We start from the raw sequence: 12,027 nt of genomic DNA on the forward strand, positions 1-12,027 counted from the left end.
TCAGGTCGTGACGGCTCGCACGTGAGCCCAGGCGGGTTCTGCGAGGCGGGCGGACAGGTCGGCGAACGCGGCGAAGCTGCGCTCGCCGAGCCAGTCCGCGGGCAGCAGCTCGGCGGCGAGTCCGGGATCGACGTAGGGCAGCACCCGCCAGCTGTCGATCAGGCGCACGTAGGCCGCGAACGGGTCATCCGGCAGTGCGTCGACGGATGCCTGGAACCGCAGATGCTCGGCACGCAGCGCGTCGAGGTCCCACCAGCCGGCGACCGCCGCACGCAACGAGGTCGCCGGCCGGGGGTCTTCGGTGCGGAACAGGGTCGCGAACTCGCGGGCCCCGAGCTCGTCGAGCAGCTGTTCGACCTCGTCATCGAGATATCCGGGCACGATCCACAGCCCCGGCGCGACGGACCCGGCGCCGATGAACTGCAGCCGACGGCGCAGCTGGTGGCGCAGGTCGCGCCGCGCCTCGGGGATGGTCGCGGAGATCAGGCACCACGGATCGCCCGCCTGCATCCGGCGCACGTGGAAGATGCGGCGGTCGCCGCGCTCCAGCATCCGGACCGCCGCAGGATTCAGGCCGTAGCCGCCGCGCGCGGCGAGCAGCAGGCCCTTCTGCTTGAGCCGGGTGACCGCGGTGCGTGCGGGCGCGGGAAGCACACCGAGATCGCCGGCCACCCGCACCAGTGCGCCCGACGAGATCGACCCGCCGAGCCGCCGCAGGTACAGCCCGATCGTCGTGCGCAGCAGCGACGTGGTGCTGCCGGGGCGTGCGTCGATGTCGTCGAGCACGGTCCCGTTCTCGTCGAGACCCCGTCCTGCTGCCGAGGCCCCGCCTGGCCGGCGTCGCTCAGGCGGGGTCTCGGCGACAGAGAGGGGTCTTGGCGAGGGGGTCATGTGAGCGCGTCGCGGATGGCCACGACACCGCGCAGGGTCTCCTCGTGCGACGTGCTCAGCGGCGAGAGACCGAGGCGGATGCCGTCGGGGAAGCGGAAGTCCGGGATGATCCCCTGGCCCCACAGCTCCTGCGTCACGCGCTGGAACGACGGATGCCCGATCGTGATGTGCCCGCCGCGGCCGGCGGCATCCCTCGTGCTGAGCAGCCGCACGTCCAGCGGGGCGAGCAGCTCGTCGTAGGCGCGCACGGCGAAATCCGTCAGCGAGATCGACTTCGCCCGCACGGCACCGATGCCGACGTCGTCGATGAGGTCGAGCATGCCCTGCATCCCGAGCATCGACATCACCGGCGGCGTGCCGCTGAGCAGCTGGCGGATGCCGGGGACCGGCGCGTACTCCGGCCCCATCGCGAAGATGTCGGCCGCGCTCCACCAGCCGTGGATCGGCTGCGTGATCTCCGGCTGCAGATCGGCGCGCACGTAGCCGAACGCGGGGGAGCCCGGTCCGCCGTTCAGGTACTTGTAGGTGCAGCCGACCGCGAGGTCTACGCCCCAGGCATCCAGCTGCATCGGCACGACACCCACCGAGTGGCACAGGTCCCACAGCATCAGCGCACCGGCGTCGTGCACGGCCGCCGTGACCCCCGGCATGTCGGCGAGCGCGCCCGAGCGGTAGTCCACGTGGCTGAGCACGACCAGCGCCGTGCGCTCACCCACGATCGCACGCACGTCGTCGGCGCTCACGCCGGTGATCTCGTCGGGCTCCACCCAGCGCAGCGTCGCACCGACCTCACCGGCGATGCCCGCGGCGATGAAGCGGTCGGTGGGGAAGTTGCCGGCCTCGATGACGATCTCGTCGCGTCCGGGACGAGCCGCGACAGCCGCCCGGATGAGCTTGTAGAGCATCACGCTGGTCGAGTCGGCGACCACGGTCTGCCCCTCCGCCGCTCCCAGCGCGACGGAGGCGATGCGGTCGCCCAGGCGCATCGGCAGCTCCATCCACTGCTCGTCCCAGGAGCGGATCAGCCGGGTGCCCCAGTCGTCGCGGATGAACTGCGCGACCTTCTCGGGCATGTCGGCGAGCGGACGCCCGAGCGAGTTGCCGTCGAGGTACGCGGTCACACCGGGGGCGTCGGCGAACGCGGTGAGATGGTGCGCGAGCGGGTCGGCCGCATCGAGCCGGGCGGCCTCGGCGTCGAGGTCGGGGCTCAGGATGCCGGCGACGCGACGGTGCTCGTCTTCAAGCGATTCGGTCATGTCAGTCCCTCAGGTCGTCGTCGATCAGGAAGCGGGCGCGGGCGGGGTCGCCATCGGGCAGGAAGAGCAGGGGCTCGCCGGGATCCAGCGGATCGGCGGGGGCGAGCGCCCGGAGCAGGTCGATGCCGTCGACGCCGGCCTCGCGCAGCGCGGTGACCTCGCTCTCGCGCAGGTCGACGGGAGTCGGGCCGTTGCCCATGTCGCTGCCGTAGACCAGCTCGCCCCCGGCAGCGGCGAAGCGCCGCACGTTGTCGACGACGTGCGCGTACTGCTCGCCGTCGTGGATGGCCATGGTCGAGATCCACGACACGGATGCCGCCTGTGCGGCGATCTCGTCATCGGTGAGGCGCTCGGTGAACGGCGAGTGGGCGAGGCGGTCGGCGCCCAGACGGACGGCGCGCTGCGCCTGGCCCGCCCCCTCGGCGTGCGCGACCAGAGGCAGCCCGTGTGCGGCGGCGAGCTTCGCGAGCTCCCGGAACAGGTCGTCGTCGAGCACGGGACCGGCGTCGACGTTGCCGACGGTCTTGAGGTACGAGACCCCGGCCGCGGCGAGGTCGGCGACGACGGATGCCGCATGCGCAGCATCCCTCAGCTCGATGACCGACCCCTCCGGTGCCCAGTCGCGGTCGGAGGGGTAGCCGCCCGGCGCGGTGAGGAACGGCCCGGCGTACTCGATCGTGACGGGCGCTACGACCCCGGCAGGAGGAGGCGAGGAGGAAAAGGCAGCTTCGGGGTTGCGCACACCGGCGTTTTCCTCCTTGCGTGGGAGCGGCGGGGCGGCATCGGCCGGGACCTGCCGATGCGAGGAGGAAAAGGCGGCTTCGGGGATGCGCGCGGCGGCGTTTTCCTCCTTGCGTTGGGAGGCGGCGTCGCCACGATGCGAGGAGGAAAAGGCGGCTTCGGGGACGTGCGCACCGGCGTTTTCCTCCTTGCGTTGGGAGAGGACAGCGGCGAGCCTCCGGATCACGTCGACATTCGCGCCGAGATCCACCACGCGGCCCAGCCGCGAGCCCGGGAGCAGCGACGGGTCGATGAGCTGCAGGTGCACGTGGTGATCGGTGAACCGGCCGGTGATGATGCCATCCAGGCGCGGAGCGCCCGCGGGGCCGGCTCAGCGACGAGCCGCCCCTCGACGAGGGCGCCGTCGCGCAGCATCCGCCCGTCGAAGAAACGCACGGAGCGCATCAGCGGCCGATCCGCTCGTCCTTGCCGATCTCGGTGCGCACCGTGTAGAGCTCGGGGAAGAAGGTCAGCGAGAGCGCGCGCTGCAGGAAGTCCACGCCGGTCGATCCGCCGGTGCCGCGCTTCATGCCGATCGTGCGGGTGACCGTGCGGAGGTGCCGGAAGCGCCAGAACTGGAAGTTGTCCTCGACGTCGACGAGCTCCTCGCACGCCTCGTAGAGCTCCCAGTGCTCCTTCGGGTCCTCATAGACCTCGCGGATGACGGGCACGAGGTCGGGAGTCTCGCGGTACGGCAGCCGCACGTCGCGCTCGAGGATGGATGCCGGCACCGGCAGCCCGCGTCGGGCGACGTAGCGCAGGAACTCGTCGTAGAGAGTCGGGCGCTCGAGCTCGGCGGTGAGCAGCGCGAGGTTCTCGGGGTGGTCGCGGAACAGGCCCAGCATCCGCTCGTTCTTGTTGCCCAGCGCGAACTCCACCGCGCGGTACTGCACGGACTGGAACCCCGACGAGTTGCCCAGGTCGCCGCGGAACTCGGCGTACTCGGTCGGGGTGAGCGTGGCGAGCACGGACCACTGCTGGGTCAGCACCTCCTGGATGTGCTTGATGCGGGCGATGTGCTTGAGTGCGGCACGGAGGTCGTCCTCGGCGAGGCGGGTGCGCGCGGTCTGCAGTTCGCGCAGCACGAGTTTGAGCCACAGCTCGGTGGTCTGGTGCTGGATGATGAACAGCATCTCGTCGTGGTGCTCGGGCACCGAGACCGGATGCTGTGCACCGAGCAGCCGGTCGAGGTCGAGGTACGACCCGTACGTCATCCGGTTCTTGAGATCGGTGACGATCCCGTCCTCGAGCGCGCGCTCGTTCTGCCCGGTGCCGTTGTCCTGGTCGGTAGCCATGCCGCGAGAATAACACCATTGCGACGGCCGTCACAATGGTGAAATCGCTACGCAGCTGCGAGCACCGCCGCCGTGTCGGAGATCGTCAGCTGCGGCGGGTACAGCCCCATCACCTGCAGTGCCGCTGCGTGGTTCTCGGCGGTCGATCCCGCGCAGGCATCGGCCGCGATCGTGGCGCGGGCGCCGGCATCCGCCGCGGCGAGAGCCGTGGACAGCACGCAGCAGTCGGTCGACACCCCGGTGAGCACGACGTGCGCGCCTCGCCCGACGATGCCCTCCATCTCGGCGCCCCACTTGCCGAACGTGGGGAGGTCGAGTGTCGGATGCGACGACAGGTCGCGCGCCTCGATGACGAGGTCGAACAGCGGATCGGATGCCGCCCTGTCGGCGAACGGCCAGGCCTCGAAGTACTCGCCCCAGGATGTGGAGCGGTCGGCCGTCGGCATCCACCGGGTGACCAGCACGCGGTCGCCGAATGCATCGGCCAATCGCCGGATGTTCGCGAACGCCTCAGCGAAGAACGGCGATCCCCACTCGGATTCCGGCGCCGCGAAGATGTTCTGCGGGTCGATGACGACCAGCCATGGCTGGGTCTCTGAGCCTGTCGAAGGGAGGCTCATCCCTGCTCCTGCCGGCGGATCCGGCCGGCCCGGGCGAACCAGGTCACCAGGAACGAGAGCACCAGTGCGAAGAAGACGCCGAGGTTCGCATAGGCCCAGTCGCCGTCCTTGCCCCCGATGAGGCCGAGCAGGTACCCCTGCCAGTTGTTCCACGCCGCTTCCGCGGCGAAGTTGTTGACGACGAAGCCCCAGCCGATCAGCGAGGCGATGACCATGGTGATGATCGAGGTCCAGTCCCAGGCGCCGTAGCGACCCTTCGCATCGAACAGTGCATCCTCGTCGTAGTCCTTGCGGCGCCGCAGGATGTCGGCGATGAGGATGCCCGCCCAGGCGGCCAGCGGCACGCCGAGCGTGATGAGGAACGACTGGAACGGTCCGAGGAAGCCGGTGTCGCCGAACACGACCAGGATCGTGACGATCGTCAGGATGAGCCCGTCGATGCCTGCGGCGGCGGGCCGGGGGATGCGGATGCCGAGGCTCAGCAGCGTCAGCCCCGAGGAGTAGATGCCGAGCACCGCACCCGAGACCAGCGCCAGCACGGCGGTGACGAGGAACGGCACGAGCACCCAGATCGGCAGCAGGGTGGCGAGCGCGCCGATGGGGTCGGCGGCGACGGCGTTCAGCAGGTCGTCGTTCGAGCCCGCCAGCAGCAGACCGAAGACCACCAGGATCACCGGCGCGATCGCACCGCCGAAGGTGTTCCAGAAGATGATCGCCCCGTCCGATGCGGTGCGCTTCTGATAGCGCGACCAATCGGCAGCGATGTTGATCCACCCGAGTCCGAAACCGGTCATCACCATCACCAGCGCGCCGATCACCTGCCCGATGTTGCCGTCCGGCTTCGACAGCGCCGCGGCGAAGTCGATGTCGGGGATGGTGAGGATGATGTAGAGGATCGTGACGACGCCGGTCACCCAGGTCAGCACCGACTGCAGCTTCATGATCGTGTGATAGCCGAGCACCGAGGCGGTCACGATGAGGGCCGCGACGATGACGATCGCGACGATCTTCAGGGCCACGCTGTCTCCGTCACCACCCAGCTGCGTGATGACGGTGGCGGTGGCCAGCACCGCCATGATCGCCAGGAACGTCTCCCAGCCGATCGAGGTCAGCCAGGACACGATGCCCGGCACCTTCTGCCCGTGCACGCCGAACGCCGCTCGCGAGAGCACCATCGTCGGCGCCGAGCCGCGCTTGCCGGCGATCGCGATCAGTCCGCACAGGAAGAACGACACGACGATGCCGATGATCGACACGATCGTCGCCTGCCAGAACGAGATCCCGAATCCCAGCACGAACGACCCGTACGACATGCCGAACACCGATACGTTCGCCGCGAACCACGGCCAGAACAGATCACGCGGCTTCGCGGTGCGCTCGGATTCGGGGATGATCTCGATCCCGGTGCGCTCGATGAGCGTCGACGTCGAGGTGCTCTCTGCGGTCATGCCCTCATCCTGGCACCGCACGTCGTGCCGCGGCCAGGGCGTCAGCTCGTCACGGGACTCAGGCGGTGAAGAACGCCTCTGCGACGCGGGACAGGTCGTGCAGGTCGCTCACGCCGGCGAGCTCGCGGGCGGAGTGCATCGACAGGATCGGGATGCCGATGTCGACGGTGCGGATGCCGAGGCGCGTCGCGGTGATCGGGCCGATCGTGGAGCCGCACGGCACGGCGTTGTTCGACACGAACTCCTGCGATGCGACACCCGATGTCTCGCACCAGGCGGCCCAGGCCGCGGCGCCCACGGCGTCGGTCGCGTAGCGCTGATTGGCGTTGATCTTCAGGATCGGGCCGGAACCGAGCAGCGGCTGCACCACCGGGTCATGACGCTGGGAGTAGTTCGGGTGCACCGAGTGGCCGACATCGCTGGAGAGATGCCAGGAGGCGGCGTAGGCGCGCCGCCGGTCCGCGGCATCCGCCCCGAGCTGCTCGTAGACGCGCTCCAGGACGTCTTCGAGGAATGGGCCCGCGGCACCGGAGCGGGAGGCCGAGCCGAGCTCCTCGTGGTCGAAGGCCGCGAGCACCGGGATGACGCCGGACTGGGGCCCTGAGCCGGTCGATGGGGTCCCTGAGCCTGTCGAAGGGTCCGCGGCGGCGAGCAGCGCGACCACGCCGGCATGCACGGATGCGAGGTCGTCGAGGCGGCCGCTGGCGAAGAAGGCGTCGTCCTTGCCGAACACCGCGCCCCGCGCCGAGTCGGCGACGACGGCGTCGAAGCCGCGGACGTCGCGGGGGTCGACGCCGGCGGATGCCGCGAGCTCGGCGAGCAGGTCCGCGTCGGCGGGGTCGCCCAGTCCCCACACCGGCTGGGTGTTCGCCTGCTTGTCGAGGGTGAGGCCGTCGTTGGCGCCGCGGTCGAGATGGATCGCCAGCTGTGGCAGACGCAGCAGCGCTCCGGTGTCGGCGAGCACGACGCGACCGTCGGCGAGTGCGAGCCGGCCGGCGAGGCGAAGTTCGCGGTCCAGCCAGGAGTTCAGCAGCGGGCCGCCGTAGACCTCGACGCCGGCCTGCAGCCAGCCGCGGGAACCGGTGGTCGGCTTGGGCTTCAGCTTGAAGCCGGGGGAGTCGGTGTGCGCGCCGAGGATGTGCACGGGCGTCGTGGCCGCGGCATCCGTCGGCACGACCCACGCGATCGCCGCACCGTCGCGCACGACGACGTAGCGCCCGCCGGGCTGCGCGGGCCAGGCCGCCTCCTCGTTCAGCCGGGTGAATCCGGCGTCCTCGAGCCGGCGCGCGACCTCTTCGGCGGCGTGGTAGCTCGACGGGGAGGCGGCGACGAAGTCGGCCAGATCGGCGGCATGTGCGAGGGCGGCGGGAGTGACGGGCATCCTTCGATCGTAATCGGGGCCCGTGGCGACCTCGGTCGCTGAGCGGAGCGCCGGAGGAGCGCAGACGAAACAGGGTGACGTTCCTCGGCTGCCGTCGCATGTTTCGTCTCGCTGGCGCTCGCTCAACGAACAGGGCCGCATAGGGTGGTTCCTGACGGCGGCAAGAAGGGTGCACATCGTGTCCGGTATCGCCATCGCTCTGGCACTCGCCGCTGCTGTCGTGCACGCGGCGTGGAACGTGATCGCGCACGACGTGAGCCGTGCCGGCGTCGCGTTCCTGTGGTGGGGCGCGGTGGCCAGCGCGGTGATCTGGGGCGGCGTGATCCCGTTCACCGGCGGCTTCGGCACGGACGACCTCGGCGGCATCGCGATGGGACTCGGGGTGTCGGGCGTGCTGCATGTCACCTACATGTCCGTGCTGCAGCGCGGCTACCGGGCCGGCAACCTCTCCACCGTGTACGCCACCGCGCGCGGCACCGGACCCTTCCTGTCGGTGGTCATCGCGATGCTGCTGCTGGGAGAGCGACCGAGTCCGATCGCCCTGATCGGCGTCGTGCTGGTGATCACCGGTGTCGTCGCGATCGGGCTGGTCGACCGCGGTCGTTCGACGGAGCGGCGGGGCCTCGACCCGGCGATCGTGTTCGGGCTGCTCACCGGCGTCGCGATCGCCGGATACACGATATGGGACGCCTTCGCGCTGCGCACCTGGCGCCTCTCGCCGGTGGCGTTCATGGTCGGCGTCGCCATCGCGCAGATCCCGTTCTTCACGATCGGCGTCGGTCGCCGGTGGAGCGCGGTCGGTGCCCTCTGGCGCACGCAGTGGCGGCGCATCCTCGCCTTCGGCGTGCTGTCGCCGCTGGCCTACATCCTCGTGCTGCAGGCGATCACGATCGCCCCTGTCGCGCTGGTCGCCCCGCTGCGCGAGGTCAGCGTCGTGCTGGTCAGCCTGTTCGGCGTGTTCGTGCTGCACGAGAGCCGGCCGGGATGGCGCATCGCGGCGTCGGTCGTGGTCGTGGCGGGCGTGGCTCTGATCGCGGTCTGACCGCGGCCGGACCGATCACAGCGGACTGACCAGTGGCAGGAAGATCTCGTCGACGATCGCGGCGAGGTCCTCGTCCCGCGACGGGCGCAGCGTCATGAGCATGTCGTGCCGGAGCAGATCGGTCGCGACCGTCTGCACGCGGGGCGTGAGGCGGGCCGGGTCGAGCTCACCGCGTGCGGCGGCGCGCTCGAAGATCTCCGTCATGGTGGCGCTGACGCCCTCCCCGAACGCACGCCGCCTCAGATCGGCGAAGCTGTGCCCGGAGTCGGAGAAGTAGGCGCCGATGAACACGCTCACGAGCGGGGCGATCTCACGACGTGCAGCGACGACCCTTCGCAGCATCTCGATCATGTCTCCGCGCAGGGATCCGGTGTCCGGAGCGGACGGACGGTCCTGTTGCAGCCCGAACGTGACGGCCGCCTCGACGAGAGCGATGCGATCGGGCCAGCGGCGGTAGACCACGGAGCGACTGGTGTCGGCGCGGTCGGCGACCGCGTCGATGGTGAAGTTGCCGTAGCCGCCCTGCAGGAGCTGATCCCATGCGGCCGTCAGGATGGCGTCTTCGAGTTCTCGGCCGCGCCTGCGGCGCACCCCGTCATCAAGATCCATTTGTGTATCTTATCGAAGGAGCGTATCGTGCTGTTAGATACATTCCTGTCTCTTAAGGATCTCTCATGACCGTACAGCCGGCTCCCGCGCTTCCGCGCCGAGCCATCGTCACCGCTCTCGTGCTCGTGGTCGGCGGTCTCGCCGTCATCTTCGACAGCACGATCATGAGCATCGCGCTCAAGACGCTGGCATCGGATCTCCAGGTGCCGGTGAGCACGATCCAGTGGGTCACGACCGCCTATCTGCTGGCGCTCGGCGTCGCGATCCCGGTCGTCGGGTGGGCGCAGGCGCGGTTCGGTGGGAAGCGTGTGTGGATGTTCGCGCTCACCGTCTTCCTGCTCGCATCCATCGCCTGCAGTCTCGCGTGGGATGCGTCGAGTCTCATCGCGTTCCGCGTGGTGCAGGGGCTCGGCGGCGGCCTCATGATGCCGTTGATGGCGACTCTCGCGATTCAGCAGGTCCCTCAGGGAGCCGGGCTCGGCAAGCTGATGGCTGCGGTGAGTCTGCCCGCGGCGCTGGGGCCCATTCTCGGACCCACCATCGGCGGCCTCATCCTGAACACGCTCGACTGGCGCTGGCTGTTCTGGGTCAATGTGCCGTTCTGCCTGATCGGCCTCGCGCTCGCGTGGCGCTTCATCCCGAAGGACGACCCGACCGGCAGGCCGGTGCTCGACTGGGTCGGTCTCGTGCTCGTCTCTCCTGCCCTCGTCGGGCTGCTCTACGGCCTGTCCAACGTCAGTCAGGACGGCGGTTTCGGCCGGGTCGACGTCTGGCTGCCCGCGACCGCGGGCGTCGTGCTGCTCGCCGCTTTCGTGACGACGCAGGTGCGGCGCCCGGCCACGGCGCTGGTCGACGTCGGACTGCTGGGCAGGCGCCCGGTGGCTTCGGCGTCCGCCGTGCTGTTCCTCTCCGGCGCGTCGCTGTACGGAGCTATGCTGCTGCTGCCGCTGTACTTCCAGATCGTGCGCGGCACGGATGCGCTCACCGCTGCCCTTCTGCTGATTCCGCAGGGCGTCGGTGCGCTGCTGAGCAGAACGATCGCCGGGCGCTTCACCGACACGATCGGCGCCCGTGTCGTGGCGATCGCCGGTTTCGTGCTGATGGGCGCGGCGACCGTGCCGTTCGCGTTCGCCGATGCGGGCACGAACGACTGGTGGCTCATGGCCGTCCTGCTCGTGCGCGGTTTCGGGATGGGGGCCGTCATGATCCCGGTGATGTCGGTGGCGTTCGTCGGCCTCGACCGCTCCGCCGTCCCGCACGCGAGCATCATCACGCGGCTGGCGCAACAGCTCGGCGGCGCGTTCGGAACGGCGATCCTCGCGGTCATCCTCGAGGCGGCGACGGGCGGCGCGCAGAGCGTCGTGGACATCGTGCACGGCTTCGACGTCGCCTTCTGGTGGGCTGTCGGCTTCACCGTCGTCGCGATCGGCGTGTGCTTCGCGCTGCCGGCCAAGCAGAAGGTCGTCGTCGACCCCGCAGAGGTGTGACGCCGCTCAGCCGGCTGCGGGGCGCAGGTACTGGCCGTCGGCCGCAGGCGCTCGACCATGGTCGGTCGAGGGAACCCTTGGTGAACGACGGGCGAACAGTGCCGAGATAGGTGCATCTGTGGGCATTTCGGGTGTCATTCTGGGTCGCGGATCCCGCCACACACACCCGAAAGGTCCTCATGAAGCTCCGTGCTCTCCCCGCCCTGGTCGGCGCAGCAGCCCTCGCGCTCGGCCTCGCCGCGTGCTCCGGTTCGGCCGGCGCCACCGGTTCTTCTGAAGAGCCCACGGCCGAAGGTGGCTACGCCGTCGACGCGAGCACCCTCGTCTTCGGCGTCGTGCCCGACTCGGTCGACACCGAGACCAATTACCAGCCGCTGATGGACTACATCGCGAAGGAGACCGGCAAGAAGGTGGAGTACCACGAGTCCACCGACTACGCCGCGCTCATCGAGGCCGCGATCGCCGGCAAGGTCGACGTCGCCTCCTTCTCGGGCTTCACCTACATCACAGCCACCAACAACGGCGCCGAGCTGACCCCGATCTCGTCGATCGTCACCAAGGAGGGCCAGGAGCCGGGCTACTACTCGCAGGCGATCGTGCCCAAGGGCTCGTCCGTCAAGAGCCTCGCCGACTTCACGGGCAGGAAGGTCTGCTTCGTCGACCCGTCGTCGACCTCGGGATACCTGTTCCCGTCGTACAACCTGCTCGAGGCCGGCATCGACCCCGAGAAGGACATCACCCCGGTCTTCGCCGGCAAGCACGATGTCAGCGTCACCAAGGTCGGCGAGGGCAAGGAGTGCGAGGCGGGCTTCGCGGAGGACAGCGAGGTGGCGAAGTCGGACAAGGTCACGAAGATCGCCGAGACGATGGTCCCCGGCGCACCGCTGGTCTACGCCGACGCGCTTCCGGACGACGTCAAGAAGAAGCTCACCGACGCCCTCTCAGAGGTCACGATCGACGACATCATCGCGGCCGGCGTCTCCAGCGCCGACTCGGACGCCTTCCGCGCGACCTTCTACGCCACCAAGCCCGTCGATGACAAGTACTACGACGTCATCCGCGACATCTGCAAGAAGACGAACGCGACCCAGTGCCAGGGCTGACGCCCGGACCAACTTCCCGGGTTCGGGGCGCATCCCCGCCATCGGGGCGGTGCAGGTCCGCCCCGAACGCGAGAATCCGCCCCAAACCCGGGGGTGAGAAGTGGGAGAGAGGAAC

Annotated in this window: 11 protein-coding genes; 3 read left to right on the forward strand and 8 right to left on the reverse strand. The window is 69.6% G+C overall.

Annotated features, from left to right (window positions below):
* From L2X99_RS00175 to L2X99_RS00205, 7 genes are all read right to left on the reverse strand, one after another.
* Positions 1-786 carry a PaaX family transcriptional regulator gene (locus L2X99_RS00175; RefSeq protein WP_236125572.1) on the reverse strand — a complete coding sequence of 262 codons (786 nt, stop codon included), beginning with the start codon at positions 784-786 and terminating at the stop codon, positions 1-3.
* Between the two features lie 101 nt (positions 787-887).
* Positions 888-2,147 (reverse strand): kynureninase, encoded by a 1,260-nt coding sequence (locus L2X99_RS00180; protein WP_236125571.1) that lies wholly within the window; start codon positions 2,145-2,147, stop codon positions 888-890.
* Between the two features lies 1 nt (position 2,148).
* A complete protein-coding gene (locus L2X99_RS00185; protein WP_236135484.1) occupies positions 2,149-3,195 on the reverse strand; it encodes a hypothetical protein in 1,047 nt (348 codons plus the stop codon).
* A 136-nt stretch (positions 3,196-3,331) separates the two neighbouring features.
* Positions 3,332-4,222 carry a tryptophan 2,3-dioxygenase gene (locus L2X99_RS00190; RefSeq protein WP_236125569.1) on the reverse strand — a complete coding sequence of 297 codons (891 nt, stop codon included), beginning with the start codon at positions 4,220-4,222 and terminating at the stop codon, positions 3,332-3,334.
* Positions 4,223-4,269: 47 nt separating this feature from the next.
* Complete coding sequence (locus tag L2X99_RS00195; protein WP_236125568.1) at positions 4,270-4,842, reverse strand: cysteine hydrolase family protein; 573 nt, start codon at positions 4,840-4,842, stop codon at positions 4,270-4,272.
* On the reverse strand, positions 4,839-6,290 hold the full coding sequence (locus L2X99_RS00200; protein ID WP_236135485.1) for a purine-cytosine permease family protein: 1,452 nt from the start codon (positions 6,288-6,290) through the stop codon (positions 4,839-4,841). Before L2X99_RS00200 ends, L2X99_RS00195 begins: the two co-directional genes overlap by 4 nt.
* Positions 6,291-6,348: 58 nt before the next feature.
* Entirely contained in the window at positions 6,349-7,671 is a 1,323-nt protein-coding gene (locus L2X99_RS00205) for a M18 family aminopeptidase (RefSeq protein WP_236125567.1), read from the reverse strand.
* Positions 7,672-7,849: 178 nt separating this feature from the next.
* Here L2X99_RS00205 and L2X99_RS00210 point away from each other — a divergent pair, with 178 nt between their 5' ends.
* Positions 7,850-8,713, forward strand: coding sequence for an EamA family transporter (locus L2X99_RS00210; protein ID WP_236125566.1), 864 nt, complete (start codon positions 7,850-7,852; stop codon positions 8,711-8,713).
* 15 nt (positions 8,714-8,728) lie between these two features.
* On the opposite strand, the gene L2X99_RS00215 is transcribed toward L2X99_RS00210, so the two are convergent.
* Positions 8,729-9,322, reverse strand: a complete 594-nt coding sequence (locus L2X99_RS00215) for a TetR/AcrR family transcriptional regulator (protein WP_236125565.1) — start codon at positions 9,320-9,322, stop codon at positions 8,729-8,731.
* 65 nt (positions 9,323-9,387) lie between these two features.
* On the opposite strand from L2X99_RS00215, the gene L2X99_RS00220 reads away from it, so the two are divergent.
* Positions 9,388-10,809, forward strand: a complete 1,422-nt coding sequence (locus L2X99_RS00220; RefSeq protein ID WP_236125564.1) for an MDR family MFS transporter — start codon at positions 9,388-9,390, stop codon at positions 10,807-10,809.
* Between the two features lie 179 nt (positions 10,810-10,988).
* Entirely contained in the window at positions 10,989-11,912 is a 924-nt protein-coding gene (locus L2X99_RS00225) for a phosphate/phosphite/phosphonate ABC transporter substrate-binding protein (RefSeq protein ID WP_236125563.1), read from the forward strand.
* Positions 11,913-12,027 lie beyond the last annotated feature (115 nt).

The sequence above is a fragment of the Microbacterium sp. KUDC0406 genome (genome assembly GCF_021582875.1).
Classification (GTDB): Bacteria; Actinomycetota; Actinomycetes; order Actinomycetales; family Microbacteriaceae; genus Microbacterium.

Coding starts and splice junctions, on each gene's coding strand:
- L2X99_RS00180 (WP_236125571.1), bottom strand. CDS start 2,147: ATGACCGAATCGCTTGAAGACGAGCACCGTCGCGTCGCCGGCATCCTG.
- L2X99_RS00190 (WP_236125569.1), bottom strand. CDS start 4,222: ATGGCTACCGACCAGGACAACGGCACCGGGCAGAACGAGCGCGCGCTC.
- L2X99_RS00195 (WP_236125568.1), bottom strand. CDS start 4,842: ATGAGCCTCCCTTCGACAGGCTCAGAGACCCAGCCATGGCTGGTCGTC.
- L2X99_RS00200 (WP_236135485.1), bottom strand. CDS start 6,290: ATGACCGCAGAGAGCACCTCGACGTCGACGCTCATCGAGCGCACCGGG.
- L2X99_RS00205 (WP_236125567.1), bottom strand. CDS start 7,671: ATGCCCGTCACTCCCGCCGCCCTCGCACATGCCGCCGATCTGGCCGAC.
- L2X99_RS00215 (WP_236125565.1), bottom strand. CDS start 9,322: ATGGATCTTGATGACGGGGTGCGCCGCAGGCGCGGCCGAGAACTCGAA.
- L2X99_RS00220 (WP_236125564.1), top strand. CDS start 9,388: ATGACCGTACAGCCGGCTCCCGCGCTTCCGCGCCGAGCCATCGTCACC.
- L2X99_RS00225 (WP_236125563.1), top strand. CDS start 10,989: ATGAAGCTCCGTGCTCTCCCCGCCCTGGTCGGCGCAGCAGCCCTCGCG.